The organism is Streptomyces sp. NPDC008086, from assembly GCF_042957325.1.
GTDB lineage: Bacteria > Actinomycetota > Actinomycetes > Streptomycetales > Streptomycetaceae > Streptomyces.
Window position 1 is genome coordinate 163,244 of record NZ_JBIBIA010000008.1, and the last position, 26,350, is coordinate 189,593.

Genomic DNA, 26,350 nt, shown 5'->3' on the forward strand with positions numbered 1-26,350 from the left:
GTCTCCAACGGATGGGCCGCCGGGAAAGTGCCCGCGGTCCCTCGCTGTGAAGGTACGCGGGGGAGACCCGCGAGTGTCAGTCCCGAGGCATAGACTTCGACGCTGTCCCCGGAAGTGTCCGCCCGCCTGTCACCGAGTGTTTTCCATGGAGGCCAAGCCGTGTCAAAGCCGCCGTTCACGCACCTGCACGTCCACACCCAGTACTCGCTGCTGGACGGTGCCGCGCGGCTGAAGGACATGTTCAACGCCTGCAACGAGATGGGCATGACGCACATCGCCATGTCCGACCACGGCAACCTCCACGGGGCGTACGACTTCTTCCACTCCGCGAAGAAGGCCGGAGTCACTCCGATCATCGGGATCGAGGCGTACGTCGCCCCCGAGTCCCGACGTAACAAGCGCAAGATCCAGTGGGGCCAGCCGCACCAGAAGCGGGATGACGTCTCCGGTTCGGGTGGTTACACCCACAAGACGATGTGGGCCGTGAACAAGACGGGCCTGCACAACCTCTTCCGGCTCTCCTCCGACGCCTACGCCGAGGGCTGGCTCCAGAAGTGGCCCCGGATGGACAAGGAGACGATCTCCCAGTGGTCCGAGGGGATCGTGGCCTCCACCGGCTGCCCCTCCGGCGAGGTCCAGACCCGGCTGCGCCTGGGCCAGGAGGAGGAGGCCCTGAAGGCCGCCGCCGACTACCAGGACATCTTCGGCAAGGACCGCTACTTCCTGGAGCTGATGGACCACGGCATCGACATCGAGCACCGGGTCCGCGACGGCCTCCTGGAGATCGGCAAGAAGCTCGGCATCCCGCCCCTGGTCACCAACGACTCGCACTACACGTACGCGCACGAGGCGACCGCCCACGACGCCCTGCTCTGCATCCAGACCGGCAAGAACCTCTCCGACCCCGACCGCTTCAAGTTCGACGGCACCGGCTACTACCTGAAGTCCACGGACGAGATGTACGCCATCGACTCCTCGGACGCCTGGCAGCAGGGTTGCGCCAACACGCTCCTGGTCGCCGAGATGGTCGACACCACCGGCATGTTCGAGGCCAAGAACCTCATGCCGAAGTTCGACATCCCCGACGGCTACACCGAGGTCACCTGGTTCAAGGAGGAGGTCCGCCGCGGCATGGAGCGCCGCTTCCCGGGCGGCATCCCCGAGGACCGCCAGAAGCAGGCCGAGTACGAGATGGACGTCATCATCTCGATGGGCTTCCCCGGCTACTTCCTCGTCGTCGCCGACTTCATCATGTGGGCCAAGAACAACGGCATCGCGGTCGGCCCCGGCCGAGGCTCCGCGGCCGGCTCGATCGTCGCCTACGCGATGGGCATCACCGACCTCGACCCGATCCCGCACGGCCTGATCTTCGAGCGGTTCCTCAACCCCGAGCGCATCTCCATGCCCGATGTCGACATCGACTTCGACGAGCGCCGGCGCGTCGAGGTGATCAGGTACGTGACCGAGAAGTACGGCGCCGACAAGGTCGCCATGATCGGCACCTACGGCAAGATCAAGGCGAAGAACGCCATCAAGGACTCCGCGCGCGTGCTGGGCTACCCGTACGCCATGGGCGACCGCCTCACCAAGGCCATGCCCGCCGACGTCCTCGGCAAGGGCATCGACCTCAACGGCATCACCGACCCCTCGCACCCCCGCTACAGCGAGGCGGGCGAGATCCGGGCGATGTACGAGAACGAACCCGACGTGAAGAAGGTCATCGACACCGCGAAGGGCGTCGAGGGCCTGGTCCGGCAGATGGGCGTGCACGCCGCCGGCGTGATCATGTCCAGCGAGACCATCACCGAGCACGTGCCGGTCTGGGTCAGGCACACCGACGGCGTGACCATCACACAGTGGGACTACCCGAGCTGTGAGTCGCTCGGCCTGCTGAAGATGGACTTCCTCGGCCTGCGCAACCTGACGATCATGGACGACGCCGTCAAGATGGTGAAGTCCAACAAGGGCATCGACATCGATCTGCTGAGCCTCCCGCTCGACGATCCGACGACCTTCGAACTGCTCCAGCGCGGCGACACCCTCGGCGTCTTCCAGTTCGACGGCGGCCCCATGCGCTCGCTCCTGCGCCTGATGAAGCCCGACAACTTCGAAGACATCTCCGCCGTGTCGGCCCTGTACCGTCCGGGGCCGATGGGCATGGACTCGCACACCAACTACGCGCTGCGCAAGAACAAGCTCCAGGAGATCACCCCGATCCACAAGGAGCTGGAGGAGCCCCTCGAAGAGGTCCTGGCCGTCACCTACGGCCTGATCGTCTACCAGGAGCAGGTGCAGAAGGCCGCCCAGATCATCGCCGGCTACTCGCTCGGCGAGGCCGACATCCTCCGCCGCGTGATGGGCAAGAAGAAGCCCGAGGAACTGGCGAAGAACTTCGTCCTCTTCCAGGACGGTGCCCGCAAGAAGGGCTACAGCGACGAGGCCATCCAGGCCCTGTGGGACGTGCTGGTCCCGTTCGCCGGCTACGCGTTCAACAAGGCGCACTCCGCGGCGTACGGCCTGGTCTCGTACTGGACCGCCTACCTCAAGGCGAACCACCCCGCCGAGTACATGGCGGCGCTGCTGACCTCCGTCAAGGACGACAAGGACAAGTCCGCGGTCTACCTCAACGAGTGCCGCCGCATGGGCATCAAGGTGCTCCCGCCGAACGTCAACGAGTCGGTGCACAACTTCGCCGCCCAGGGCGACGACGTGATCCTCTTCGGCCTCGAGGCCGTGCGCAACGTCGGCACCAACGTGGTCGAGTCGATCATCAAGAGCCGCAAGGCCAAGGGCAAGTACGCCTCCTTCCCCGACTACCTCGACAAGGTCGACGCGACCGCGTGTAACAAGCGCACCACGGAGTCGCTGATCAAGGCGGGCGCGTTCGACACCCTGGGGCACACCCGCAAGGGCCTCACCGCGCACTTCGAGCCGATGATCGACAACGTGGTCGCGGTCAAGCGCAAGGAGGCCGAGGGCCAGTTCGACCTCTTCGGCGGCATGGGCGAGGAGCAGAGCGACGAGCCCGGCTTCGGACTCGACGTCGTCTTCACCGACGAGGAGTGGGACAAGACCTATCTGCTCGCCCAGGAGCGGGAGATGCTCGGTCTGTACGTCTCCGACCACCCGCTCTTCGGCCTGGAGCACGTGCTGTCCGACAAGGCCGACGCGGGCATCGCCCAGCTGACGGGCGGCGAGCACGCCGACGGGGCCGTGGTGACCATCGGCGGCATCATCTCGGGCCTCCAGCGCAAGATGACCAAGCAGGGCAACGCCTGGGCGATCGCCACCGTCGAGGACCTCGCCGGTTCCATCGAGTGCATGTTCTTCCCGGCGACGTACCAGCTCGTCTCGACCCAACTCGTCGAGGACGCGGTCGTGTTCGTCAAGGGCCGGCTCGACAAGCGCGAGGACGTGCCGCGGCTGGTCGCGATGGAACTCCAGGTCCCCGACCTGTCCAACGCGGGCACCAACGCGCCCGTGATCCTCACCATCCCGGCCACCAGGGTCACCCCGCCGATGATCAACCGCCTCGGTGAGATCCTCACCCACCACAAGGGCGACAGCGAGGTCCGCATCAAGCTCCAGGGGCCGACCAAGACGACGGTCCTCCGGCTGGACCGGCACCGGGTGAAGCCCGACCCGGCGCTGTTCGGCGACCTGAAGGTGCTGCTCGGGCCGTCCTGCCTCGCGGGCTGACCGCGCCTTACGCGTGAGAGGGGCGCACCCCGTGGGGGGTGCGCCCCTCTTCGTGTGCCTGGGTCTCAACAACCCGTTACGCAGACGTCAGTTGTGACCGAAGCGCTTCTGCCGCCCCTTGCGGGCCATGTCGCCGGGCGTCACCTGCGCGATGCGCTGCTCGGTCTGCGTCTCCATCGACGGCTGCTGAGCCTGCTGCTGAGCGCGCTCGGACTGCGGCTGCTTACGGTCCTGCTTCTTGTTCTTGGCCATGGTGATGCCTCCTGTGGGGATCTAGGGGCCAGGGCCGGGACCAGATTCACATAGGCTTATAAAGAACGCATTTCGGATAATTACCGTGTGTGACAGCGGTTGTCGGGGCGTGAGGCATGGCGCATCGAGCAGACGATGCCCCGAAACGCCACGCCGAAGATCGAGTTCGCCCCGTTAACCCCCGCGTGGTCGGGCAGACTCGAAGGAAGCCCGAAGCAAACCTCCCGGGAAGAGGGTGAGACGCGTGGACCGCTGCATCGTCCTGGTGGACGCCGGGTATCTGCTGGGGGCCGCCGCGAGCCTCCTCGCCGGGGAACCCTCCCGGTCCCGGATCACCGTCGACCACGCCGCCCTCATCCAGGGGTTGCGCGAACGCGCGGAGTCCGACACCCAACAGCCCCTGCTGCGCATCTACTGGTTCGACGGCGCCCCCGACCGCGTCCCCCAACCCGAGCACCGCAGGCTGCGCGTGATGCCCCGGGTCACCGTCCGGCTCGGTGCCCTGACCCGCAGCGACGGCCGCTGGGCGCAGAAGGGCGTCGACGCCGCGATGCACGCCGAACTGACCGAGCTGGCCCGCAATCGCGCCTGCTCCGACGTCGTGCTGGTGACCGGCGACGGCGATCTGCTGCCGGGCATGATGGCCGCCAAGGAGCACGGGGTCGCCGTACACCTCTGGGCCGTCCAGGCCGCCGACGGCGACTACAACCAGTCCGAGGACCTGGTCGCCGAGGCCGACGAGCGGCGCGTCCTCGACCGTACGTGGATCACCAAGGCGGTACGCGCCAAGGAGCTCAGCGGGGTGTGCGCGCCGCCGCCCGCGCCCCGGCCCGAGATCGCCGCGATCCTGTCCGCGCCGCTGCCCGACTCCGCACTCGGCGCGCGGGCCGAGCGGACCGTCGAGGAGAGCGAGCACGCCCCGGCCGCCGCCTCGGAGAACGGCACGCAGGAGCGGGTGCCGGCCCCCAAGGGTGTGCCCACCCCGAAGGACCTCGCCGCCCTGCGCGCCCCCGGCGTGCCGCCCGCCCAGCCCCCGGCGAACGCGACCCTGCGCTGGTCCTCCGACAAGGGCTGGGTCGACCGGCCCGGCGTCGCGGCCGAGTCGCCCGACGTCGCCTCGATGCCGACCCTCGCGCAGCTGACCACGGCGGAGCAGCGCTGGGCCGACCGCGAGGAGGACATCACCACGGTCGGCGGCGACCCGTACGAGGTGGGGCAGGTCTTCGCCCGGCGCTGGATGGCCCGGCTCGGGGAGCAGGGGCATCTGCAGAAGCTGTCCGGGATGTATCCGCGGATCCCGCACCGCATCGACGGGGAGCTGCTCAGGTACGCGGCCCGCTTCGGGCTGCTCGCCCACAAGGACGACCAGATCGACGAGCACGACCGGTACGCGATCCGGGCCGGGTTCTGGCGCGAGATCGACGTACGGACGGCGGCGGAGCACGCGCCCGCCGGGGAGTGAGCCGGACGGGTGACGGCGGGGCCCGCGCCACCGGGTCCCGCACCCGCCGTGGGCGTCGGGCGTCGTTGCGGCTGATTTGTGGGGCCCGGTGGATTTCAGGCGACGAGCTGGCGGTTTGTGACGACTGGCCGACCCGAGGGCGGACCAGGGGCGCGGACCCCTTAGGCTCGTCCCTTGTGAGTACGCGCGCGGCACAGGGACTTCGGCACGGCGGCGATGTCGTGTGCGCGGTGCGCGGGCTGACCAAGACCTACCCGGCCGTCCGCGGCCGGCGCGGCACGCCCGGCACCCCCGAGGTGCGGGCCACCGACGACGTACGGCTGGACATCCGGCGCGGCGAGATCTTCGGGCTGCTCGGTCCGAACGGCGCCGGCAAGACCACCCTCGTACGACAGCTCACCGGGCTGATGCGGCCCGACCGCGGCAGCGTGGAGATCCTCGGGCACGACATCGTCCGCCACCCCGAACGGGCCGCGCGGATCCTCGCCTATCTCGGCCAGGAATCCACCGCCCTCGACGAACTGACCGTCTCGCTGGCCGCCGAGACCACCGGGCGGCTGCGCGGCCTGGACGTACGGCGGGCCCGGGCCGAACGGGACGCCGTACTCGACGAGCTGGGCCTCGGGCCGCTCGCCGGGCGGCCGATCAAGAAGCTGTCCGGCGGTCAGCGCCGGCTGGCCTGCTTCGCCGCCGCGCTGGTCGGCGAGCGGCCGCTGCTCGTGCTCGACGAGCCGACCACCGCGATGGACCCGGTGGCCCGGCGCGCCGTGTGGTCGGCCGTGGACCGCCGACGGGCCGAGCGCGCGACGACCGTGCTGCTCGTCACCCACAACGTGATCGAGGCCGAGACCGTGCTCGACCGGGTCGCGGTGCTCGACCGGGGCCGCGTCATCGCCTGCGACACCCCGTCCGGGCTCAAGGAACGGGTCGCGGGCGAGGTCCGCGTCGAACTGCTGTGGCGGGACCGGGCGCCCCTGGAGGTGCCCGAGGTCGCCGCGCTGCAGGACCGGGTCGTGGAGTCCGGGCGGCGCTGGACGCTGCGGCTCGCGCCCGAGGAGGCCCGCGCGGTCGTCGCCACCGTCACCGGCGGGGCCGCCTTCGCCGCGCTGGACGACTTCACGCTGGCCACGCCGAGCCTGGAGGACGTCTATCTGGCGCTGGGCGGGGACGCGCAGCAGGGGCTGGTGAAGGCTTGAGCACGCAGACCGTCGTTTCCGTATCCGTCGTCGTACCCGTGCGGAACAGGGCCACCGGACGGAACAGGGGCACCTCCCCGGTGGACCCCCGTGTGAAAGGGAGCAGCGCCACGTGAGTGTCGTACCCGCCGAGGTTCTGCCGGGCAACGCCCTGGCCGTGGACGAGACGGCCCGACCGGCCGCGGCCGAGCTCGGGCCGCGGGCGCGGCTGTGGCCGTCGCTGTGCGCCGTGTACCGGGCGCAGCTCTCCCGTGCCCGGGTCGCGCGCATCCCGCTGCTGTTCGTGGCGACCTTCCAGTCGATCGGGATCATGATCCTGATGCGCGGGGTCGTGGACGGCGGCGCCGAGGCGCAGGCCGTGGTCGCCGGGTCGGCCGTGCTCGTCGTGGCCTTCGTCGCGCTGAACCTGCTCGCCCAGTACTTCGGGCAGCTGCGGGCCAGCGGCGGGCTCGACCACTACGCCACGCTGCCGGTGCCGCCCGCCGCGGTGGTGCTGGGGGCGGCCGGGGCGTACGCCTCCTTCACCGTGCCGGGGACCGTGGTCACGGCCGTCTTCGGGTGTGTGCTGTTCGGGCTGCCGGTGGCGCATCTGTGGGTGCTCGTCGCCGTGATCCCGCTGGCCGGCGCCGCGCTCGCCGGGCTCGGGGCCGCGCTGGGGTTGCTCGCGCCGCGGCCCGAACTGGCGACGCTGCTCGGGCAGTTGGGGATGTCGGCGGCTCTGCTGCTGGGCGTGCTGCCGGCCGACCGGATGCCCGAGGTGGTGCGGCTCGCCCGGGATCTGCTGCCCTCGACGTACGGCGTGGAGGCCTTCGCGCGGACCTTCGGGCCGCACCCCGACTGGGCGTTCGTGCTCGGGGACCTGGCCGTGTGCGGGGCGGTCGGCGTCATCTCGCTGGCCGTCGCCACCTGGGCGTACCGCCGGGCGGCCGTCCGGTGACGCGCCGCACAGGGCGGCCTGGCACGATGGCAGGGTGACCGCTCCGCTGACTCCTCCGCCGCATCCGCGTGACCAGTCCCCGCAGCAGGGGTGGCAGCCGCCCGCTGCCGCCGCCGGGCAGGCTCACGGACCTCATGGGCCGCATGGGCCTCATGGCTCTCCTGGGTCTCATGGCTCCTACGGGGATCATGACGCGTACGGCATATCCGGCTCGTACGGACAGGACGGTCCTGGGATGAAGACCGAGGTGCGAGAGGCCGCCGTGGTCACGGTGGTCGTGGGGGTCTTCGGGGCGTTGCTCGGGGTGCTGTGGTGGTGGCTGGCGCCGAGTGTGCCGCTGGTCGGGGATGTCGTCGACGACAGCTGGGTCGTCTACTTCAAGGACTCCGAGGGGGAGCAGGCTGTCGGGGTGGACGGAACGTTCACTCTGCTCGCGCTCGCGTTTGGGCTGGTGAGTGCGGTTGCCGTCTTTGTCTGGCGGCGGCGTGGGGGTGTGCCGTTGGTGGTGGGGCTCGCTGTCGGGGGGTTCCTCGGCGCGTTGCTGGCGTGGCGGGTCGGGGTGTGGCTCGGGCCTTCGGGGGATGTGATCGGCCATGCCAAGGAGGTGGGCAAGGGGGTCGCGTTCTCGGCGCCGTTGAAGTTGGGGGCCAAGGGGGCGTTGTTGGCTTGGCCGCTGGGGGCGTTGCTGGTGCACCTCGGGCTGACGGCGTTGTTCGGGCCCCGGGACGTCGATCCGTATCAGCTTCAGCCTCCGGCGGGGGAGCAGGGGCCGTACGGGGCGTAGTCGACCAGGGGTTTTCTCGCCCCCGCCGCCCCTACGCCGGGCGGCGACCGTGGTTCGAGCGGGCCTTCTTGATGCGCCACCTTCGTTTTCGGGTTTTCTTCGACATGTCCCTCGTACTTAACCGAGGATGCCGGGGGCGTCGAGGGGTCAGGGGTGTTTCGAAAGTCCCGCACAGCACCCACGGCGCCCGGCACGCACCCTCGCCGCACCGGCTGCGACACCAGCCGCTGCCGCGGCGGGCGCGGGCACCGCACGGAACGTTCGAAACACGCCCTAGGCGCGGCCGATGGGGGCGAGGGTCGCGTCGGTGAGCTTGGTGAGGTCGGTGGGGGAGAGTTCGACCTCCAGGCCTCGGCGGCCGGCCGAGACGCAGATCGTGGAGTGGGCCGTGGCCGAGGTGTCCAGGACCGTGGGGAGTTTCTTGCGCTGGCCCAGAGGGGAGATGCCGCCGCGGACGTAGCCCGTGGTGCGTTCCGCCAGGGTGGGGTCGGCCATCGTGGCGCGTTTGCCGTGGACCGCGGAGGCGAGGGCCTTGAGGTCCAGTTGGCCGGCGACGGGGACCACGGCCACGGTCAGGGTGCCGTCGACGTCCGCCACGAGGGTCTTGAAGACGCGCTCGGGGGAGACACCCATGGCCTCGGCGGCCTCCTCGCCGTAGGACGGATGGGAGGGGTCGTGGTCGTAGGCGTGGACCGTGTACTCGACGCCGGCGGCCGTGAGGGCGACCGTCGCGGGGGTGCCGCCGGCCGACTGCTGCTGGTTCTTCTTCGACTTCTTCGCCATGTCGTTCCGTGTCGTTCCGTTCCGCTCAGTTGAGGCTCGTGGGGCCGCGCGTCAGGTCCGACGCCGGGAGCGACGGCAGCGTACGGATGATCGAGGTCTCGGCGCGCAGGAGTTTCAGCTCGTCGCGCAGGCGGGAGGCGGTGTCGGGGGACTGCAGGAGGCGCTGCTTGGTGGGGGTGTCCAGCATCATCGCGGCCGCCACCAGGTAGGAGACGACCGAGGGCTGGTCCGGGAGGTCGGCGGTGGGGGACAGGGAGCGTTCGCGGGCGCCCGCGAGGCGCTTCTGGTACTGGCGGAAGGCCCGCAGCACCCCCTCCGCCAGCGCTCCGGCCTCGTCGCCCGGCTCCTCCGGGAGCTCCTCCAGCTCCGCCGTCAGGAACGGGCCCGAGGCGTCCACCGAGAGCAGGCGTACGCGCGTCGTACCCGTCGCCAGCACCTCGAAGGTGCCGTCGGCCCGCTCCCGGATCGTCGCCGCGTCCGCCACACAGCCCACCCCGTGGAAGGCCTTGACCGGGTCGGGGCCGAAGCCCGCCGCGGGGCCCCGCTCGGGGACGGAGGTGGGGTCCGGCATGCCGGGGGCGCTCTGGGCGACCTCGTGGCCGTCGCGGATCGCCACGACGGCGAAACGGCGCGGTTCCTCCTCGGCGGTCTTCAGGAGGTCGCGCATCATGGCGCGATAGCGCTCCTCGAAGACGTTCAGCGGCAGCACGAGTCCCGGGAAGAGCACCGAGTTCAGGGGGAAGAGCGGAAGGCGGACGGTCACGGCGCCAAAGCCTAGTGGTCGCCGAAGTGAACGCGTCCGGCGTGCCCACCCTGTGGATGACCGGTGCGCCCGCTCGGCGCGTGCACACCGGCCGTCCGCAGCCGCACCTCGTCGCGCACCTCCAGGAAACGGCCCAGCGGATCCTCCGAGAACCTGCTCCAGGGGTAGGAGGTGGCGTACGGGCCGATCAGCCGCAGCTGCTCCAGGGCGTCGTCCCAGCGGCCGAGGCGTACCAGGACGTACGTCAGCTTGTTGCGGATCGCGGCCGGCCAGAGGTCGGCGGCCGGGAAGCGGGCGGAGAGCGCGATGGCCCGGTCGGCCGCCGCGGCCAGCCGCTCGGGCGGCACCCCCGGACCGCAGCCGTCGTTCAGGTAGGCCAGGACGGCCCGGGCCGGCAGTGCCTGGACGAGGGAGTCGGCCGGGGCGTCCTGCGCGGCCCGGTCGGCGAAGTCGAGGCACTCCCGGTGGGAGCCGTGCCAGGACGAGGCGAGGTAGCGCAGGGCCGCGACATGGCAGCCGTAGTGGAGCGGGGCGCGGCGTAGGGCCGCCTCCCAGAGCTCACCGAAGTAGGTGTGGCCGGCGCGGGCGCCGCGAGCGTGGTCCAGCGCGATCCGCCACGGCACCGGGTCGCGGTCGTCGGCGCGCGCGGCGGCGGTGATCAGCGGGCTCACCCCGCGCAGCAGCTCGGCCCGGGCCGGTGACCGCCAGGCGTGGTCCACCGCGAGCTGGGCGCGGACCAGGAGCAGGTCCGGGTCCTGCGGGTCGGCCGCGTGCCAGGTCTCCAGCCACTCCGGCCGGGAGCGGGCGAAGGCCGCGAGGCGCAGCGCGTATCCGTCGCGGCTCTCCCACAGCGCTCTGTGGCGGGTGGTGGCGAGCAGTTCGGCGGCGGCCTCGTACGCGCCCCGCCCGGCCGCGACCAGCGCCGGTCCGAGGAGGTCGTCGGGCGCGTCGAGGAGCACCTCGTCGTCGGTGGGGAGACCGACGGCGCGGTGTTCTACGGTCCTTGTCGTCCGGGACGCACGGCCGAACGGGGGCAGCAGAGCCATGGTGTCGACCATTGAAAGTCGGCTGGTCACGCCCGCGCCATAGGGAACGGGTAACACGTGGAAAGTTGTACGCCGGCAGGTCAAGAACCGGTAAAGGTTAACTGTTCAACAAACGTCCGACATGCATCCGTTCGGTTCAGCAGCCCCGCAGGGCTCGTCCGCCTCACCGGCCTCACCAAGCCGCATTGGCCTCGTCGACCTCACCGGCCTCACCCGTGTCAGTTGCGGCGCAACATGCGCGTCGCCCCCGTCGCCACCGTCGTCGCCAGGATCCAGCCCAGCAGGATCATCGCCGCGGCCAGCCACTGCCAGGCGCCTCGTAGCTGCCAGAACCCGACCTGGCCCAGGTCGATGACCGGCAGCAGCAGGTCGAGGGCGAAGAGCGGAGGGTTCCACGCCGGGTGCTCGCCGCCCTTGATCGGCGGATGGTCGGCGTAGGTGAAGGCCACCGAACTCGCCGCCCACAGCACCGCCATCCACACGGCCGCGCGGCCCGGCCGATAGCCGTACGCGACCATCCAGTCCTGCGCGTACCCCCACAGCTTGGCCGCGGGCGGCAGCGTCTCGCGGCGGCGGCGCTGCTTGGCGAGCAGCACCTCGCGCGCGTCCTCGTCCTCACCGCCGGCCCGCAGCACGGCGGCCAGCCGCTCGTACGGCTCCGGGTTGTACTCGGCGGTCGCCGCGGTCACCCACTCCAGCCGGCGCTCCAGCGGGAACGGGCCGCGCGGCACGAGGTTCTCGTACGTGAAGCCACCCATGTGCAGCAGACCGGGGCCGGGCCAGGCGTCCGCCCGGTCCATCAGGTTGACGACTCGTGCCCCCGACAGCACCACCCCGCCGCGCTCCGGCCGCTCGCCCAGGAAGCGCAGCTCGGGCGTCTGGATGCGGCGCAGCGACAGCTCCTGCTCGTCGGTGAAGGTGAACCGGGCCCGCTCCAGGTCCACCGCGTCCCCGAACCGCCCGTCGTCGAGGCGCACCCCGCCCTGGCACGCGAACCGCTGGATACGCGTCCCGCGCGCGGGCGTACGGCCGCTCAGCAGCGGGCTGCCGACGCCGGCCGGGGTCAGGTAGAGCGTGCGTCCGACGGTCAGCTGGGGGGCGTTCAGCGCGAGCCTGGTGTACGGGTTGACCAGCCGGGCGCCCCGCAGGCTCAGCGACACGCCGATGCTGGCGCCGCGCAGGCTCAGCTCGCCGTGCGACTCCAGCATCTCCGCCTGGAGGTCCTGGCCGACGCTGATGCCGTCCGCGGCGATCGAGCGGCCGCTGCGGTCCCGGTAGACGATCGCCTGGTTGAGCAGCAGGTCCGTGCCGATCTGGGCGTCGGTGAGCCGGATGCCGTTGTGGAAGCGGCAGCGCGGCAGATGCAGGTCGCCCTCGGTGTGCACCCGGGCGGCCTCCAGGCGCGGCACCGCGCAGTTCACCAGCCGTACGGTCGTGAAGTGGGCCTCCGGCAGCCGGATCTCCCGGTCGAAGCGGCAGCCGCGCATCTCGAGGTACGGCACCACCGTGCCGCCCGCCAGGTCCATCGTGTCGCTGATCCGCACGCCCACGAGCTTCAGCGAGGACACCCGGCCCGCGAGGGCGGGCGGCCCGTCCAGCAGCAGCCAGCAGACGATCCGCGCCCGTACCGTGCGCTCGTCTCCCCAGGGATGGCCGCCGTGCGGATCGTCGACGATCGTGTCGCCGCTGCTCAGGTCGTACACACTGCCGTTGCGGAAGGCCTGCCACATGCCGAGTTCGGCGGCGGTCAGGTCGTTCGGCAGGTCGTCCGGCAGGTCTCCGTCACGGAGGCCGGCACCTTCGGTCACGTTTCGCCCATCCCCCTCATCTACTCATGGGTTCGTACAACTGTTCATGCCCGCTGGGTGACGCTCCGAACGCAAGACGTGAAGGCGATCTTCCGGGTTCCGAGTGGAATCTTCGGAGGGATCTGTATCAGCCATTGATACGCGCGAACGACGCCCGAGCAGGGTCTGAGAGAATTGAGCCCGTGATCTCCCGAATCGATCTGCGCGGCGACGCCCTCCCCGAGGGCCCCGCCCTGCGCGACCTGCTGCCCCGAGCCGACTTCGACGTCTCGGCCGCCCTGGAGAAGGTGCGTCCGATCTGCGAGGCCGTGCATCATCGGGGCGACGCGGCGCTGATCGACTTCGCCGAGAAGTTCGACGGGGTGAAGCTCGACCAGGTGCGGGTGCCCGCACAGGCGCTCACGCGCGCGTTGGAGGAGCTCGACCCGGCCGTGCGCGCGGCCCTGGAGGAGTCCATCCGCCGCGCCCGCCTCGTCCACCGTGAGCAGCGCCGTACGACGCACACCACACAGGTCGTCCCGGGTGGCTCGGTCACCGAGAAGTGGGTGCCGGTTGACCGGGTCGGGCTGTACGCGCCCGGCGGCCGGTCGGTCTACCCGTCCTCCGTGATCATGAACGTCGTCCCGGCCCAGGAGGCCGGCGTCGAGTCGATCGCGCTCGCCTCGCCCGCCCAGGCCGAGTTCGGCGGCCTCCCGCACCCGACGATCCTCGCCGCGTGCGCGCTGCTCGGCGTCGACGAGGTCTACGCCGCCGGTGGCGCGACCGCCGTCGCGATGTTCGCGTACGGCACCGAGTCCTGCCCGCCCGCCAACATGGTCACCGGCCCCGGCAACATCTGGGTCGCCGCCGCCAAGCGCTACTTCACCGGCAAGATCGGCATCGACGCCGAGGCCGGCCCGACCGAGATCGCGGTCCTCGCCGACTCCACCGCCGACCCGGTGCACGTCGCCTCCGACCTGATCAGCCAGGCCGAGCACGACCCGCTGGCCGCCGCCGTCCTGGTCACCGACTCCGTGGAACTCGCGGACGCGGTGGAGAGGGAGCTGGAGCCGCAGGTCGCCGCCACCAAGCACATCGACGACCGGATCGTCCCGGCCCTCAAGGGCAGGCAGTCCGCGATCGTCCTGGTCGACGGTGTCGACGAGGGCCTCAAGGTCGTCGACGCGTACGGCGCCGAGCACCTGGAGATCCAGACCGCCGACGCGGCCGCCGTGGCCGACCGGGTACGCAACGCCGGAGCGATCTTCATCGGCCCCTGGGCGCCGGTCTCGCTCGGCGACTACGCCGCCGGGTCCAACCACGTGCTGCCCACCGGCGGCTGCGCCTGCCATTCCTCGGGCCTGTCCGTCCAGTCCTTCCTGCGCGGCATCCACATCGTCGACTACACGCGGGACGCGCTGGCCGAGGTCGCGCATCACGTGGTCACGCTGGCGGAGGCGGAGGATCTGCCGGCGCACGGCGCGGCGATCAAGGCGAGGTTCGGCTGGAAGGTACCGACGAGCAAGTGAACGACGTACGTATCGACGATCTCCCCGTACGGGACGAGCTGCGCGGCAAGTCCCCATACGGCGCGCCCCAGTTGGACGTCCCCGTACGGCTGAACACCAACGAGAACCCCTACCCGCTGCCCGAGCCGCTGGTCGAGCGGATCACCGAGCGGGTGCGGGAGGCGGCCCGGAACCTCAACCGCTACCCGGACCGCGACGCCGTCGAGCTGCGCACCCAGCTCGCCAAGTACCTGACCGACACCTCCGGCCACAAGGTCGGCCTGGCCAACGTCTGGGCCGCCAACGGCTCCAACGAGGTCATCCAGCAGCTGCTGCAGACCTTCGGCGGACCCGGCCGCACCGCCATCGGCTTCGAGCCGTCGTACTCGATGCACGGGCTCATCTCGCGCGGCACCGGCACCGGCTGGATCTCCGGCCCCCGCAACGAGGACTTCACGATCGACCTCGAGGCCGCCGAGAAGGCGATCGCCGAGCACCGGCCGGACGTCGTCTTCATCACCACCCCCAACAACCCCACGGGCACCGCGGTCCCGCCCGATACGGTCCTCGCGCTGTACGAGGCCGCGCAGGCGGCGAAGCCGTCGATGGTCGTGGTCGACGAGGCGTACATCGAGTTCAGCCACGGCGACTCGCTGCTGCCGCTGCTCGAGGGTCGCCCGAATCTCGTCGTCTCCCGGACGATGTCCAAGGCCTTCGGCGCCGCCGGCCTGCGCCTCGGCTATCTCGCCGCGCACGCGGCGGTCGTCGACGCCGTCCAGCTCGTCCGGCTGCCGTACCACCTGTCGGCCGTCACCCAGGCGACCGCGCTGGCCGCCCTGGAGCACACCGACGTCCTGCTGAAGTACGTCGAGCAACTGAAGGCGGAGCGGGACCGGCTGGTCACCGAACTGCTGGCGATCGGCTACGAGGTCACCGCGTCGGACGCCAACTTCGTGCAGTTCGGGCGGTTCGACGACGCCCACGCCGTCTGGCAGCGGATCCTCGACCGGGGCGTCCTGGTCCGGGACAACGGCGTGCCGGGCTGGCTGCGCGTCACCGCCGGAACCCCCGAAGAGAACGACGCGTTCCTCGACGCGGTCCGTGAGTTGAAGAAGGAGCAGAGCACATGAACCGCGTAGGCCGCATAGAGCGGGTGACGAAGGAGACCTCCGTCCTCGTCGAGATCGACCTCGACGGGTCCGGCAAGGTCGATGTGTCGACCGGTGTCGGCTTCTACGACCACATGCTCGACCAGCTCGGCCGCCACGGCCTGTTCGACCTCACGGTCAAGACCGAGGGCGACCTGCACATCGACTCGCACCACACCATCGAGGACACCGCCCTCGCGCTCGGCGCCGCCTTCAAGCAGGCCCTCGGCGACAAGGTGGGCATCTACCGCTTCGGCAACTGCACCGTCCCGCTGGACGAGTCCCTCGCCCAGGTCACCGTCGACCTCTCCGGCCGCCCCTACCTCGTGCACACCGAGCCCGAGAACATGGCGCCGATGATCGGCGAGTACGACACCACGATGACCCGGCACATCCTGGAGTCCTTCGTCGCCCAGGCACAGATCGCCCTGCACGTGCACGTGCCGTACGGGCGCAACGCCCACCACATCGTGGAGTGCCAGTTCAAGGCGCTCGCCCGGGCCCTGCGGTACGCCTCCGAGCGCGACCCGCGCGCGGCGGGCATCCTTCCCTCCACGAAGGGTGCGCTGTAACCCATGAACGGGCTGTCCACCGTCCTGATCGTCGTCGGTCTCTTCCTGATCGGCGGGATCATCTCCTTCGTCAAGCAGCAGATGCCGAAGAACCTCATCGTGCTGCTCTCCATAGGCGCCGCGATGTGTCTCGTGGCCGGCGTCCTGAGGCTGGAGGTGTGGAATTGAGCAACGGAGTGAAGAAGGTCGTCGTCTTCGACTACGGCTTCGGCAACGTCCGCTCCGCCGAACGCGCCCTCGCGCGCGCGGGCGCCGACGTCGAGATCACCCGTGACTTCGACAGGGCCATGAACGCCGACGGCCTGCTGGTGCCGGGCGTCGGTGCCTTCGCCGCCTGCATGCAGGGCCTGAAGGAGGCGCGCGGCGACTGGATCGTCGAGCGGCGACTGGCCGGCGGGCGCCCCGTGATGGGCATCTGCGTCGGCATGCAGATCCTCTTCGCCCGCGGCATCGAGCACGGCGTCGAGACCGAGGGCATGGGCGAGTGGCCCGGCTCGGTCGAGCCGCTCCAGGCCGACATCGTCCCCCACATGGGCTGGAACACCGTCGACGTCGCGGCCGGCTCCGAGCTGTTCGCCGGCCTGGACGCGGACGCGCGCTTCTACTTCGTGCACTCCTACGCCGTCCACGACTGGACCCTGGAGACCGGGAACCCGCTGATGACCGCACCGCTGGTCACCTGGTCGACCCACGGCAAGCCCTTCGTGGCCGCCGTGGAGAACGGCGCCCTGTGGGCCACCCAGTTCCACCCCGAGAAGTCCGGCGACGCCGGAGCGCAGCTGCTCACCAACTGGATCGGAACCCTGTAGAGACATGGCCAAGCTCGAACTCCTCCCCGCCGTCGACGTCCGCGACGGCCAGGCCGTCCGCCTCGTGCACGGCGAGTCCGGCACCGAGACCTCCTACGGCTCCCCGCTGGAGGCCGCCCTCGCCTGGCAGCGCTCCGGCGCCGAGTGGCTGCACCTGGTCGACCTGGACGCCGCGTTCGGCACCGGCGACAACCGGGAGCTGATCGCCGAGGTCGCGAAGGCCATGGACATCAAGGTCGAGCTGTCCGGCGGCATCCGCGACGACGCCTCGCTGGCCGCCGCGCTCGCCACCGGCTGCACCCGCGTGAACCTCGGCACGGCCGCCCTGGAGACCCCCGAGTGGGTCGCCAAGGTCATCGCCGAGCACGGCGACAAGATCGCCGTGGGCCTGGACGTACGGGGCACCACGCTGCGCGGACGCGGCTGGACCCGCGACGGCGGCGACCTCTACGAGACGCTGGAGCGCCTCAACAACGAGGGCTGCGCGCGCTACGTCGTCACGGACATCGCCAAGGACGGCACGCTCCAGGGCCCCAACCTGGAGCTGCTGAAGAACGTCTGCGCCGCGACGGACCGCCCGGTCGTCGCCTCCGGCGGCGTCTCCTCCCTGGACGACCTGCGGGCCATTGCCGAGCTCGTCCCGCTCGGTGTCGAGGGCTCCATCGTCGGGAAGGCCCTGTACGCGAAGGCGTTCACCCTGGAAGAGGCCCTGGAGGTTGTCTCGTCATGACGTCCGATGCCGTGCGGCGCGTGCAGAGCGGAAGTCCCTGGGAAGAGTCCTTCGGTTTCGCACGCGCCGTCGCGGCGGGTGACCGCGTCCTGGTCGGGGGCACGACCTCCTTCAAGGGCGACGTGCTGTACGGCGAGGGCGACCCGTACGAGCAGGCCAAGGTCGCCTTCACCAGCGCGGTCGAGGCGCTCGGCGAGTTCGGGCTCGGCGTCGAGTCCGTGATCCGGACCCGGATGTACCTCACCCACGCGCGCGACGTGGACGCCGTGGGCCGCGCCCACAAGGAGTTCTTCGACACGGTGCGCCCGGTCACGACGCTGCTCGTCGTGGAGGGTTTCGTGGACTCGCGCATCCTGGTCGAAGTCGAAATAGAAGCATTCAGAAGCACGTTGGAGGAGCCGGTCTCATGACCCTGGCGGTCCGAGTCATCCCCTGCCTGGACGTGGACAACGGCCGGGTCGTCAAGGGCGTCAACTTCCAGAACCTGCGCGACGCGGGCGACCCCGTCGAGATGGCCAAGGTGTACGACGCCGAGGGCGCCGACGAGCTGACGTTCCTGGACATCACCGCGTCGTCCGGCAACCGCGAGACGACCTACGACGTCGTGCGCCGCACGGCCGAGCAGGTCTTCATCCCGCTCACCGTCGGCGGCGGCGTCCGCACGGCCGAGGACGTGGACAAGCTGCTGCGCGCAGGAGCCGACAAGGTCGGCGTCAACACGGCGGCCATCGCGCGCCCGGACCTCATCCGCGAGATCGCCGAGCGCTTCGGCCGGCAGGTCCTGGTCCTCTCCGTGGACGCGCGGCGCACCCCCGAGGGCACCTTCGAGGTCACCACCCACGGCGGTCGCAAGGGAACCGGCATCGACGCCGTCGAGTGGGCGCACCGCGCCGCCGAACTGGGCGCCGGGGAGATCCTGCTCAACTCCATGGACGCGGACGGCACCAAGGACGGCTACGACCTGGAGATGATCCAGGCCGTACGCAAGCACGTCACGGTCCCGGTGATCGCCTCCGGCGGCGCCGGCAAGCTCGCCGACTTCGCCCCGGCCATCGAGTCCGGCGCGGACGCGGTACTCGCCGCCTCGGTGTTCCACTTCGGCGACCTGCGAATCGGCGAGGTCAAGGACGCGCTGCGGGGCGCGGGGCACCCCGTCCGCTGAAAGCCGGGGCCCGACAGCCGCCTAGATCCCCAACTGCTTGCCCTCGTGCAGCTTCGCGATGGCGTCCTTGTCGCCGTCCAGTTCGACCTTGGCGGCGTTCTGCCGGCCGTAGGCGAACAGGAGCAGCTCCGAGGGCTCGCCGGTCACCGTGACGACGGGCGTGCCCTTGTGGGCGACCGCCGTCTGGCCGTCGGGGCGGCGCAGCACCAGGCCGGTGGGAGCGGTGCGGCCCACCAGACGGGCCGAGCGCTCCAGACGGGACCAGAGGGCGTCCTGGAAGACCGGGTCGAGTTCGCGGGGCGTCCAGTCCGGCTGGGCGCGGCGGACGTCCTCCGTGTGGACGTAGAACTCGATCGTGTTCGACGCCTCGTCGATCTGCTTGAGCTGGAAGGGCGAGAAGCGCGGCGGGCCGGTGCGGATGAGCTGGATCAGCTCCTCGTACGGCTTCGCCGCGAACTCCTCCATCGCCCGGTCCAGCCGCGGCCCGAGCTGCTTGATCAGAATGCCGGCGGCAGCGTCCGGGCGGCGCTCGCGCACCACCACGTGCGCGGCCAGGTCACGGGTCGTCCAGCCCTCGCAGAGAGTGGGGGCGTCCGGGCCCTCGGCCTCCAGGAGGTCGGCCATGAGAAGTCGTTCACGCTTGGCGAAGGTCGACATGCCGTCAGCCTACGACCACGTATCAGGTCCGCCCACCCGTCGCCCGCATCCACGAAGTGGACATCGGACCGTCACTGTCAGTGGCAGGCGGCACAATGGCTTGCATGACCACCAGCACGCCCCGCCGCCCCAGTGGGCTGGACCCCGAGATCGCCGCACGCCTCAAGCGCACCGCGGACGGGCTCCTGCCCGCCATCGCCCAGCAGTACGACACCGGAGAGGTGCTGATGCTGGGCTGGATGGACGACGAGGCGCTGCATCGCACGCTCACCACCGGCCGCTGCACCTACTGGTCGCGCAGCCGCCAGGAGTACTGGGTCAAGGGCGACACCTCAGGCCACTTCCAGTGGGTGAAGTCCGTCGCCCTCGACTGCGACGCCGACACCGTGCTCGTCCGGGTCGACCAGGTCGGCGCCGCCTGCCACACGGGCGCGCGGACCTGCTTCGACGAGGACGTGCTGCTCAAGGACGGCGCCGATGCCGGCGCACCGGCCTCGGATCAGTAGGGTCAGCCGCCATGGACCTCGAGACCTTCCGCAAGCTCGCCACCGACCGGCGTGTCATCCCGGTCACCCGCAAGCTCCTCGCCGACGGCGACACCCCGGTCGCCCTCTACCGCAAGCTGGCCGCCGAGCGCCCGGGCACGTTCCTGCTGGAGTCCGCGGAGAACGGCCGCTCCTGGTCCCGTTACTCGTTCGTCGGCGTCCGGTCCGCGGCGACCCTCACCGAGCGCGCCGGACAGGCCCACTGGCTCGGCACGCCGCCCGTCGGCGTCCCCGCCGAGGGCGACCCGCTCGCCGCCCTGCGCGCCACCATCGAGGCCCTGCACACCCCCCGGGACCTCGCCCACGACCTGGGCCTGCCGCCCTTCACCGGCGGCATGGTCGGCTACCTCGGCTACGACATCGTGCGCCGCCTGGAGAAGATCGGCCCCGGCGAGCGGGACGACCTGAAGCTGCCCGAGCTGACCATGCTGCTCACCAGCGACCTCGCCGTCATGGACCACTGGGAGGGCTCGGTCCTGCTGATCGCCAACGCGATCAACCACAACGACCTCGACACGGGCGTCGACGAGGCCTACGCCGACGCCGTCGCCCGCCTGGACGCCATGGAGGCCGACCTCTCCCGTCCGGTCGCCCAGCCGCCCGCCGTCCTCCCGCCCTCCGAGCTCCCCGAGTACACCGCGCTGTGGGGCGGCGAGGACTTCCAGGAGGCCGTCGAGGACATCAAGGAGCGCATCCGGGCCGGCGAGGCTTTCCAGGTCGTCCCCTCCCAGCGCTTCGAAACACCGTGCACGGCAAGCGCGTTGGACGTCTACCGGGTGCTCCGGGCGACCAACCCCTCCCCGTACATGTACCTGTTCCGCTTCGACGGCTTCGACGTCGTCGGCTCCTCGCCCGAAGCCCTCGTGAAGGTCGAGGACGGACAGGCCATGGTCCACCCCATCGCCGGCACCCGGTGGCGCGGCGCCACCCCGCAGGAGGACCAGGCCCTCGCCGACGAACTCATCGCCGACCCCAAGGAGCGCGCCGAGCACCTGATGCTGGTCGACCTGGGCCGCAACGACCTGGGTCGGGTCTGCGAGCCCGGTTCCGTCGAGGTCGTCGACTTCATGTCCATCGAGCGGTACTCGCACGTGATGCACATCGTCTCCACGGTCACCGGACGCGTGGCACCCGGCCGCACGGCCTTCGACGTCCTGACGGCCTGCTTCCCGGCCGGCACCCTCTCCGGCGCGCCGAAGCCCCGGGCGATGCAGATCATCGACGAACTCGAACCGTCCCGCCGGGGGCTGTACGGCGGCTGCGTCGGCTACCTCGACTTCGCGGGCGACTCCGACACCGCCATCGCCATCCGTACGGCCCTGCTGCGCGGCGGCATGGCCTACGTCCAGGCGGGCGCGGGCATCGTCGCCGACTCGGACCCGGTCGCCGAGGACACCGAATGCCGGAACAAGGCGGCGGCGGTCCTGCGGGCCGTGCACACCGCGAACCGCCTCAAGTGAGCCCAAGGACACGACCTGGCGGCCGCCTCGGGTGAACCCCGTGGCCGCTTCAGCCGAACCCCGGGTGACCGATCGCTCGGGGTTCGGGTGATAGTGGAGTACGTGACTGCTGTTCCGCACCCCCGTTCCGAAGCCCCCGGCTCCGCCCGGGCCGGCCGTATGAGCCTCGCCGTCGCCCTGCTGTGCGGCGCGCTCGGCGCGGCCGTCGCGTTGCTCTCGACCCGGCAGCGCTGGTCGGAGGGCACCGTGACGGTGGCCGGCGGCCCGTTCCCCCTGATCGCCAAGGGCAGCGACGTCACCGGCGTCCCGGCGGCCCTGGCCATAGTGGGGCTCGCCGCGCTCGTCGCCGTCTTCGCCGTCCGCCGCGCGGGCCGCTTCATGGTCGCCGCCCTGCTCGCGCTCTCCGGCGCCGGCACCATCGCCGCCGCCCTGCTCGGCGCCTCCGACAGTTCCGCACTGGACGAGAAGGCCGCGCAGGCCTCCGGCGACACCTCGGCCACCGTGCAGGCCCTCACCCACACCGCCTGGCCGTACGTCGCGGCCGTCGGCGGTGCCCTGATCCTGCTCGCCGGACTGCTTGCCCTGCGCTACGGCCGACTGTGGCCCGGCATGTCCGGCCGCTACGAGCGCGGCGGCGCTCCCCGGCCCCGCCGCAGGTCCCCGGCCGCCGACCCCGACCGCCCCGAGGAACTCTGGAAGGCCCTGGACCGGGGCGAGGACCCGACCCGAAGCTGACCGGTACCCGACCGGGGCGGGCAGGCCGCGACCCCCGATCACCGCGCGCGGGCGCGTGCGGGACAATGACAGCGAGCGACCGGCTCACCCACGTACAACACGTACACAGCAAGAGGAGCAAGCAATGGCGGGCAGCAGCCACGGTCACACCCCGGCCGCCTGGACCGGTGTCACGATCGCCTTCATCGGTTTCTGCGTCTCGGGCGCCTTCATGGTGATGGCCCAGCCCGCGGGCTTCTGGGCCGGCCTGGGCGTCGTGATCCTCGGCGGCGTCGTCGGCTGGGTCATGCGCGGGATGGGCCTCGGCCAGCCCAAGGACTCGCACGTGCTCCTCGCGGAGAAGCGTGAGACGGCGGACGTCCAGGGCTGATTCCACAGGGCGGTCTCGTACGACCTCGCGGAGGGCGGCTACCGGTGCACGGCGTACCGGTAGCCGCCCTCACGCGCGCGTGGACGCCCGCACCGGGCACAATGCGAGGTGTGAACACCCAAGGCCAGAGCGTGACGCGGCCCGGCCCGGAGGGCGGGGTCCGGCGGCTGGCCGTCCCCGCCGGGATCCTCGCGGCCGTCGCCGGGGCCTTCGCCTACGTCGGCGCCGTGGACCCGAACGAGCCCGGCCACTACCCCGCCTGTCCGCTCCTGCGGTACACCGGTCTCTACTGTCCCGGCTGCGGCGGACTGCGCAGCGCGCACGCCGTGGTCCACGGGGACCTGCTCGCGGCGCTCCAGGACAACGCGCTCGCCGTCGCCGGCTACGCGCTCTTCGCCGTGCTGTGGACCGTGTGGGTGGTCCGGACGGTGCGCGGACGGCCGTTCAGGATCGATCCCGGGCCCGGGCAGCTGTGGGCCGCGGGGGTGTTGCTACTGGTCTTCACGGTTGTCCGGAACCTGCCGTTCGGTGGCTGGCTACATCCTTGATCAACTGGAGAAGGTCCAGGTAGTGGGATCGGAGTCAACCGGATGCGAAGCCTTGGCCTTCCTCCGGATACCATCGAGTGACCGTAGGTTTCGTACCGCTTTCATAGTCCAACCGTCTGGAAGGGGGCCGCTCGCGTGAGTGTGCTCGACGAGATCATCGACGGAGTCCGTGCCGACCTCGCGGAGCGGCAGGCGCGCGTCAGCCTCGACGAGCTCAAGGAGCGCGCGGCGAAGGCTCCCGCGGCCAAGGACGGGGTCGCCGCGCTCAAGGGCGACGGCGTCAAGGTCATCTGCGAGGTCAAGCGCTCCAGCCCCTCCAAGGGCGCGCTGGCCGCCATCGCCGACCCGGCCGGCCTCGCCGCGGACTACGAGGCGGGCGGCGCGGCCGTCATCTCCGTCCTCACCGAACAGCGCCGCTTCGGTGGCTCGCTCGCCGACCTGGAGGCCGTCCGCGCCCGCGTGGACATCCCGGTCCTGCGCAAGGACTTCATCGTCACCTCGTACCAGCTGTGGGAGGCCCGCGCGTACGGCGCCGACCTCGCCCTGCTGATCGTCGCCGCCCTCGACCAGTCGGCCCTGGAGTCCCTCATCGAGCGGGCGGTCTCCATCGGCCTGACCCCGCTGGTCGAGGTGCACGACGAGGACGAGGTCGAGCGTGCCGTGGACGCGGGCGCCAAGATCATCGGTGTCAACGCGCGCAACCTGAAGACGCTCGAGGTCGACCGCGGCACCTTCGAGCGCGTCGCCCCCGAGATCCCCGCCGGCCTCGTCAAGGTCGCCGAATCCGGTGTCCGCGGCCCCCACGACCTCATCGCCTACGCCAACGCCGGCGCCGACGCGGTCCTGGTCGGCGAGTCCCTCGTCACGGGCAAGGACCCGAAGTCGGCGGTCTCCGACCTGGTGGCGGCCGGCGAGCACCCCGCGCTCCGCCACGGCAGAGGCTGATCACCCGCTAGGCTGACCGCGATGACTCTCACCGTGACCACCGTGGACCGGCACGCCCGCCTCGCGCGCGGCTGCCGCCCGAGGGGCTGCCGAGCCCCCGCCAGGCGTGTCCACGGTCGTCGGGTGCGGTACGTCATCGGTGACGAACCCGGGCAGGTCAACGGCCGTCGATGGCAGCGCCCCTCAAGGGGCGCGGAAAACTGCGCGACCAGCCCCGACGGGCCCGCAGCCAACTGACAATCCCCGCCCCCACGGCGATCAGTGCACTCAACACACACTCACCGTGAGGTACACGCATGCCCAGCGACTTCTTCATCCCCGACCCGGAGGGTCAGGTCCCCAGCCCCGAAGGCTACTTCGGCGCGTTCGGCGGCAAGTTCATCCCGGAGGCCCTCGTCGCCGCCGTCGACGAGGTGGCCGTCGAGTACGACAAGGCCAAGCACGATCCCGAGTTCGCCCGCGAACTCGACGACCTCCTGGTCAACTACACCGGCCGCCCCAGCTCCCTCACCGAGGTCCCCCGCTTCGCCGCGGAAGCGGGCGGCGCCCGGATCTTCCTGAAGCGGGAAGACCTCAACCACACCGGCTCCCACAAGATCAACAACGTCCTCGGCCAGGCCCTGCTCACCAAGCGCATGGGCAAGACCCGGGTGATCGCGGAGACCGGCGCGGGCCAGCACGGCGTCGCCACGGCGACGGCCTGCGCCCTGTTCGGTCTCGACTGCACCATCTACATGGGCGAGATCGACACCCAGCGTCAGGCCCTCAACGTGGCCCGCATGCGCATGCTCGGCGCCGAGGTCATCGCCGTGAAGTCCGGCAGCCGTACCCTGAAGGACGCCATCAACGAGGCGTTCCGCGACTGGGTCGCCAACGTCGACCGCACCCACTACCTCTTCGGTACGGTCGCCGGCCCGCACCCCTTCCCGGCCATGGTCCGCGACTTCCACCGCGTCATCGGCGTCGAGGCCCGCCGCCAGCTCCTGGAGCGCGCCGGACGCCTCCCCGACGCTGCCATCGCCTGCGTCGGCGGCGGCTCCAACGCCATCGGCCTCTTCCACGCCTTCATCCCCGACACGGACGTACGCCTCATCGGCTGCGAGCCCGCCGGGCACGGCGTCGAGACCGGTGAGCACGCGGCCACGCTGACCGCCGGCGAGCCCGGCATCCTGCACGGCTCCCGCTCCTACGTCCTCCAGGACGAGGAGGGCCAGATCACCGAGCCGTACTCGATCTCGGCCGGTCTGGACTACCCCGGCATCGGCCCGGAGCACTCCTACCTCAAGGACTCCGGCCGCGGCGAGTACCGCGCGGTCACCGACGACGCGGCGATGCAGGCCCTGCGCCTGCTGTCCCGTACCGAGGGCATCATCCCGGCGATCGAGAGCGCCCACGCGCTCGCCGGAGCCCTGGAGGTCGGCCGGGAACTGGGCAAGGACGGCCTCATCGTCGTCAACCTGTCCGGCCGCGGGGACAAGGACATGGACACGGCCGCACGGTACTTCGGCCTGTACGACACGGACGCGGCCGTCGCCGCGGACGAGGCCGGCACCGGCGCGGAGATCGAGGGGGACGCCAAGTGAGCGGGAACATCCAACTGCTGTCCGACACCCTCGCCGCCGCCAGGACCGAGGGGCGGTCCGCGCTGATCGCCTACCTCCCGGCCGGGTTCCCGACCGTGGACGGCGGCATCGAGGCGATCAAGGCCGCCCTCGACGGCGGCGCGGACGTCGTGGAGGTCGGGCTGCCGCACAGCGACCCCGTCCTCGACGGCCCCGTAATCCAGACCGCCGACGACATCGCCCTGCGCGGCGGCGTCAAGATCGCCGACGTCATGCGGACGGTCAAGGAGGCCCACCAGGCCACCGGGAAGCCGATCCTCGTCATGACGTACTGGAACCCCATCGACCGCTACGGCGTCGAGCGCTTCACCGCCGAGCTGGCCGAGGCGGGCGGCGCGGGCTGCATCCTGCCCGACCTGCCCGTCCAGGAGTCGGCGCTGTGGAGGGAGCACGCCGAGAAGCACGGGCTCGCGACGGTCTTCGTCGTGGCGCCCAGCAGCAAGGACGAGCGGCTCGCGCAGATCACCGCGGCAGGCAGCGGCTTCGTCTACGCCGCCTCGCTGATGGGCGTCACCGGCACCCGCGAATCCGTCGGCGCGCAGGCCCAGGACCTGGTCGAACGCACCCGGGCCACCGGCACCGACCTGCCCGTCTGCGTCGGGCTCGGCGTCTCCAACGCCGAGCAGGCCACCGAGGTCGCCGGCTTCGCGGACGGCGTGATCGTCGGGTCGGCCTTCGTCAAGCGGATGCTGGACGCGCCGGACGACGCGGCCGGCGTCGAGGCCGTCCGCGCGCTCGCCGGTGACCTCGCGAAGGGCGTGCGCGGCCAGGCGTAACACCTTCAGGGGTGAAAGATCTTCAGAAGAAGAGCCTTCCGTACGACTCGCTCG

At 71.1% G+C, this 26,350-nt stretch carries 28 protein-coding genes; 22 read left to right on the forward strand and 6 right to left on the reverse strand.

The window, feature by feature from the left end; genetic code table 11:
- The first annotated feature begins 159 nt into the window (after nucleotides 1-159).
- Nucleotides 160-3,699 carry a DNA polymerase III subunit alpha gene (dnaE, locus tag ACFZBP_RS28175; protein WP_383444645.1) on the forward strand — a complete coding sequence of 1,180 codons (3,540 nt, stop codon included), beginning with the start codon at nucleotides 160-162 and terminating at the stop codon, nucleotides 3,697-3,699.
- A gap of 87 nt (nucleotides 3,700-3,786) precedes the next feature.
- Here the strand turns inward: dnaE and ACFZBP_RS28180 are convergent, their stop codons facing one another.
- Entirely contained in the window at nucleotides 3,787-3,951 is a 165-nt protein-coding gene (locus ACFZBP_RS28180; protein WP_383444648.1) for a hypothetical protein, read from the reverse strand.
- 244 nt (nucleotides 3,952-4,195) lie between these two features.
- Here ACFZBP_RS28180 and ACFZBP_RS28185 point away from each other — a divergent pair, with 244 nt between their 5' ends.
- The 4 genes from ACFZBP_RS28185 to ACFZBP_RS28200 all read left to right on the forward strand — a co-directional run bounded on the left by ACFZBP_RS28185 (nucleotide 4,196) and on the right by ACFZBP_RS28200 (nucleotide 8,330).
- Nucleotides 4,196-5,413, forward strand: a complete 1,218-nt coding sequence (locus ACFZBP_RS28185; RefSeq protein WP_383444651.1) for an NYN domain-containing protein — start codon at nucleotides 4,196-4,198, stop codon at nucleotides 5,411-5,413.
- Between the two features lie 221 nt (nucleotides 5,414-5,634).
- Complete coding sequence (locus ACFZBP_RS28190; RefSeq protein WP_391417599.1) at nucleotides 5,635-6,609, forward strand: ATP-binding cassette domain-containing protein; 975 nt, start codon at nucleotides 5,635-5,637, stop codon at nucleotides 6,607-6,609.
- A 112-nt stretch (nucleotides 6,610-6,721) separates the two neighbouring features.
- Nucleotides 6,722-7,546: an ABC transporter permease gene (locus ACFZBP_RS28195; RefSeq protein ID WP_391417142.1), complete on the forward strand. Its 825-nt coding sequence runs from the start codon at nucleotides 6,722-6,724 to the stop codon at nucleotides 7,544-7,546.
- 34 nt (nucleotides 7,547-7,580) lie between these two features.
- Nucleotides 7,581-8,330, forward strand: coding sequence for an AAA family ATPase (locus ACFZBP_RS28200; RefSeq protein WP_391417144.1), 750 nt, complete (start codon nucleotides 7,581-7,583; stop codon nucleotides 8,328-8,330).
- 273 nt (nucleotides 8,331-8,603) lie between these two features.
- Here the strand turns inward: ACFZBP_RS28200 and ybaK are convergent, their stop codons facing one another.
- The 4 genes from ybaK to ACFZBP_RS28220 form a co-directional block, all read right to left on the reverse strand.
- Entirely contained in the window at nucleotides 8,604-9,113 is a 510-nt protein-coding gene (gene ybaK / locus ACFZBP_RS28205; protein ID WP_391417146.1) for a Cys-tRNA(Pro) deacylase, read from the reverse strand.
- A gap of 25 nt (nucleotides 9,114-9,138) precedes the next feature.
- On the reverse strand, nucleotides 9,139-9,876 hold the full coding sequence (locus ACFZBP_RS28210; protein ID WP_383444663.1) for an LON peptidase substrate-binding domain-containing protein: 738 nt from the start codon (nucleotides 9,874-9,876) through the stop codon (nucleotides 9,139-9,141).
- An 11-nt stretch (nucleotides 9,877-9,887) separates the two neighbouring features.
- A complete protein-coding gene (locus tag ACFZBP_RS28215; RefSeq protein ID WP_383445691.1) occupies nucleotides 9,888-10,934 on the reverse strand; it encodes a hypothetical protein in 1,047 nt (348 codons plus the stop codon).
- A gap of 206 nt (nucleotides 10,935-11,140) precedes the next feature.
- Complete coding sequence (locus tag ACFZBP_RS28220; RefSeq protein WP_383444666.1) at nucleotides 11,141-12,730, reverse strand: oxidoreductase; 1,590 nt, start codon at nucleotides 12,728-12,730, stop codon at nucleotides 11,141-11,143.
- A gap of 182 nt (nucleotides 12,731-12,912) precedes the next feature.
- Here ACFZBP_RS28220 and hisD point away from each other — a divergent pair, with 182 nt between their 5' ends.
- Genes hisD through hisF form a run of 8 tightly spaced genes read left to right on the forward strand, consistent with a single transcriptional unit; the run spans nucleotide 12,913 to nucleotide 18,638 of the window.
- A complete protein-coding gene (hisD, locus tag ACFZBP_RS28225) occupies nucleotides 12,913-14,238 on the forward strand; it encodes a histidinol dehydrogenase (protein ID WP_383444669.1) in 1,326 nt (441 codons plus the stop codon).
- Nucleotides 14,235-15,347 (forward strand): histidinol-phosphate transaminase, encoded by a 1,113-nt coding sequence (locus tag ACFZBP_RS28230; RefSeq protein WP_391417150.1) that lies wholly within the window; start codon nucleotides 14,235-14,237, stop codon nucleotides 15,345-15,347. Before hisD ends, ACFZBP_RS28230 begins: the two co-directional genes overlap by 4 nt.
- Nucleotides 15,344-15,937 carry an imidazoleglycerol-phosphate dehydratase HisB gene (gene hisB / locus ACFZBP_RS28235; RefSeq protein WP_062719038.1) on the forward strand — a complete coding sequence of 198 codons (594 nt, stop codon included), beginning with the start codon at nucleotides 15,344-15,346 and terminating at the stop codon, nucleotides 15,935-15,937. The genes ACFZBP_RS28230 and hisB overlap by 4 nt, the downstream gene beginning before the upstream one ends.
- Before the next feature lie 3 nt (nucleotides 15,938-15,940).
- Nucleotides 15,941-16,105, forward strand: coding sequence for a hypothetical protein (locus ACFZBP_RS28240; RefSeq protein WP_234765118.1), 165 nt, complete (start codon nucleotides 15,941-15,943; stop codon nucleotides 16,103-16,105).
- Complete coding sequence (gene hisH / locus ACFZBP_RS28245; protein ID WP_062719040.1) at nucleotides 16,096-16,746, forward strand: imidazole glycerol phosphate synthase subunit HisH; 651 nt, start codon at nucleotides 16,096-16,098, stop codon at nucleotides 16,744-16,746. The genes ACFZBP_RS28240 and hisH overlap by 10 nt, the downstream gene beginning before the upstream one ends.
- A gap of 4 nt (nucleotides 16,747-16,750) precedes the next feature.
- Nucleotides 16,751-17,476, forward strand: coding sequence for a bifunctional 1-(5-phosphoribosyl)-5-((5-phosphoribosylamino)methylideneamino)imidazole-4-carboxamide isomerase/phosphoribosylanthranilate isomerase PriA (priA, locus tag ACFZBP_RS28250; RefSeq protein WP_062719041.1), 726 nt, complete (start codon nucleotides 16,751-16,753; stop codon nucleotides 17,474-17,476).
- Nucleotides 17,473-17,886, forward strand: coding sequence for a RidA family protein (locus tag ACFZBP_RS28255; RefSeq protein WP_383444677.1), 414 nt, complete (start codon nucleotides 17,473-17,475; stop codon nucleotides 17,884-17,886). The genes priA and ACFZBP_RS28255 overlap by 4 nt, the downstream gene beginning before the upstream one ends.
- Nucleotides 17,883-18,638 (forward strand): imidazole glycerol phosphate synthase subunit HisF, encoded by a 756-nt coding sequence (gene hisF, locus ACFZBP_RS28260; protein ID WP_383444680.1) that lies wholly within the window; start codon nucleotides 17,883-17,885, stop codon nucleotides 18,636-18,638. Before ACFZBP_RS28255 ends, hisF begins: the two co-directional genes overlap by 4 nt.
- A gap of 21 nt (nucleotides 18,639-18,659) precedes the next feature.
- On the opposite strand, the gene ACFZBP_RS28265 is transcribed toward hisF, so the two are convergent.
- Nucleotides 18,660-19,295 (reverse strand): TIGR03085 family metal-binding protein, encoded by a 636-nt coding sequence (locus ACFZBP_RS28265; protein WP_383444685.1) that lies wholly within the window; start codon nucleotides 19,293-19,295, stop codon nucleotides 18,660-18,662.
- A 95-nt stretch (nucleotides 19,296-19,390) separates the two neighbouring features.
- Here ACFZBP_RS28265 and hisI point away from each other — a divergent pair, with 95 nt between their 5' ends.
- The 9 genes from hisI to trpA all read left to right on the forward strand — a co-directional run bounded on the left by hisI (nucleotide 19,391) and on the right by trpA (nucleotide 26,296).
- Entirely contained in the window at nucleotides 19,391-19,801 is a 411-nt protein-coding gene (hisI, locus tag ACFZBP_RS28270; protein WP_383444688.1) for a phosphoribosyl-AMP cyclohydrolase, read from the forward strand.
- 11 nt (nucleotides 19,802-19,812) lie between these two features.
- Nucleotides 19,813-21,300, forward strand: coding sequence for an anthranilate synthase component I (locus ACFZBP_RS28275; protein WP_391417155.1), 1,488 nt, complete (start codon nucleotides 19,813-19,815; stop codon nucleotides 21,298-21,300).
- A gap of 93 nt (nucleotides 21,301-21,393) precedes the next feature.
- A complete protein-coding gene (locus tag ACFZBP_RS28280) occupies nucleotides 21,394-22,035 on the forward strand; it encodes a TIGR02234 family membrane protein (protein WP_383444694.1) in 642 nt (213 codons plus the stop codon).
- A gap of 124 nt (nucleotides 22,036-22,159) precedes the next feature.
- On the forward strand, nucleotides 22,160-22,405 hold the full coding sequence (locus ACFZBP_RS28285) for an HGxxPAAW family protein (RefSeq protein ID WP_383444697.1): 246 nt from the start codon (nucleotides 22,160-22,162) through the stop codon (nucleotides 22,403-22,405).
- 101 nt (nucleotides 22,406-22,506) lie between these two features.
- Entirely contained in the window at nucleotides 22,507-22,953 is a 447-nt protein-coding gene (locus ACFZBP_RS28290; protein ID WP_383444700.1) for a DUF2752 domain-containing protein, read from the forward strand.
- Between the two features lie 135 nt (nucleotides 22,954-23,088).
- The gene (trpC, locus tag ACFZBP_RS28295) at nucleotides 23,089-23,898 is read left to right on the forward strand and encodes an indole-3-glycerol phosphate synthase TrpC (protein WP_383444703.1); all 810 of its coding nucleotides are present in this window, start codon (nucleotides 23,089-23,091) and stop codon (nucleotides 23,896-23,898) included.
- Between the two features lie 21 nt (nucleotides 23,899-23,919).
- On the forward strand, nucleotides 23,920-24,135 hold the full coding sequence (gene trpM / locus ACFZBP_RS28300; RefSeq protein ID WP_383444706.1) for a tryptophan biosynthesis modulator TrpM: 216 nt from the start codon (nucleotides 23,920-23,922) through the stop codon (nucleotides 24,133-24,135).
- Nucleotides 24,136-24,194: 59 nt separating this feature from the next.
- Nucleotides 24,195-25,481, forward strand: a complete 1,287-nt coding sequence (trpB, locus tag ACFZBP_RS28305) for a tryptophan synthase subunit beta (protein ID WP_217209549.1) — start codon at nucleotides 24,195-24,197, stop codon at nucleotides 25,479-25,481.
- Nucleotides 25,478-26,296, forward strand: a complete 819-nt coding sequence (gene trpA / locus ACFZBP_RS28310) for a tryptophan synthase subunit alpha (RefSeq protein ID WP_391417159.1) — start codon at nucleotides 25,478-25,480, stop codon at nucleotides 26,294-26,296. Before trpB ends, trpA begins: the two co-directional genes overlap by 4 nt.
- The last annotated feature ends 54 nt before the right edge of the window (nucleotides 26,297-26,350 follow it).

Excerpts from the sequence above, each read along its gene's own strand:
- ACFZBP_RS28180 (WP_383444648.1), bottom strand. The coding sequence starts at position 3,951 with ATGGCCAAGAACAAGAAGCAGGACCGTAAGCAGCCGCAGTCCGAGCGC.
- ybaK (WP_391417146.1), bottom strand. The coding sequence starts at position 9,113 with ATGGCGAAGAAGTCGAAGAAGAACCAGCAGCAGTCGGCCGGCGGCACC.
- ACFZBP_RS28215 (WP_383445691.1), bottom strand. The coding sequence starts at position 10,934 with ATGGTCGACACCATGGCTCTGCTGCCCCCGTTCGGCCGTGCGTCCCGG.
- hisB (WP_062719038.1), top strand. The coding sequence starts at position 15,344 with ATGAACCGCGTAGGCCGCATAGAGCGGGTGACGAAGGAGACCTCCGTC.
- ACFZBP_RS28240 (WP_234765118.1), top strand. The coding sequence starts at position 15,941 with ATGAACGGGCTGTCCACCGTCCTGATCGTCGTCGGTCTCTTCCTGATC.
- priA (WP_062719041.1), top strand. The coding sequence starts at position 16,751 with ATGGCCAAGCTCGAACTCCTCCCCGCCGTCGACGTCCGCGACGGCCAG.
- ACFZBP_RS28255 (WP_383444677.1), top strand. The coding sequence starts at position 17,473 with ATGACGTCCGATGCCGTGCGGCGCGTGCAGAGCGGAAGTCCCTGGGAA.
- hisF (WP_383444680.1), top strand. The coding sequence starts at position 17,883 with ATGACCCTGGCGGTCCGAGTCATCCCCTGCCTGGACGTGGACAACGGC.
- ACFZBP_RS28265 (WP_383444685.1), bottom strand. The coding sequence starts at position 19,295 with ATGTCGACCTTCGCCAAGCGTGAACGACTTCTCATGGCCGACCTCCTG.
- hisI (WP_383444688.1), top strand. The coding sequence starts at position 19,391 with ATGGCTTGCATGACCACCAGCACGCCCCGCCGCCCCAGTGGGCTGGAC.
- ACFZBP_RS28275 (WP_391417155.1), top strand. The coding sequence starts at position 19,813 with ATGGACCTCGAGACCTTCCGCAAGCTCGCCACCGACCGGCGTGTCATC.
- ACFZBP_RS28285 (WP_383444697.1), top strand. The coding sequence starts at position 22,160 with ATGGCGGGCAGCAGCCACGGTCACACCCCGGCCGCCTGGACCGGTGTC.
- ACFZBP_RS28290 (WP_383444700.1), top strand. The coding sequence starts at position 22,507 with ATGCGAGGTGTGAACACCCAAGGCCAGAGCGTGACGCGGCCCGGCCCG.
- trpM (WP_383444706.1), top strand. The coding sequence starts at position 23,920 with ATGACTCTCACCGTGACCACCGTGGACCGGCACGCCCGCCTCGCGCGC.
- trpB (WP_217209549.1), top strand. The coding sequence starts at position 24,195 with ATGCCCAGCGACTTCTTCATCCCCGACCCGGAGGGTCAGGTCCCCAGC.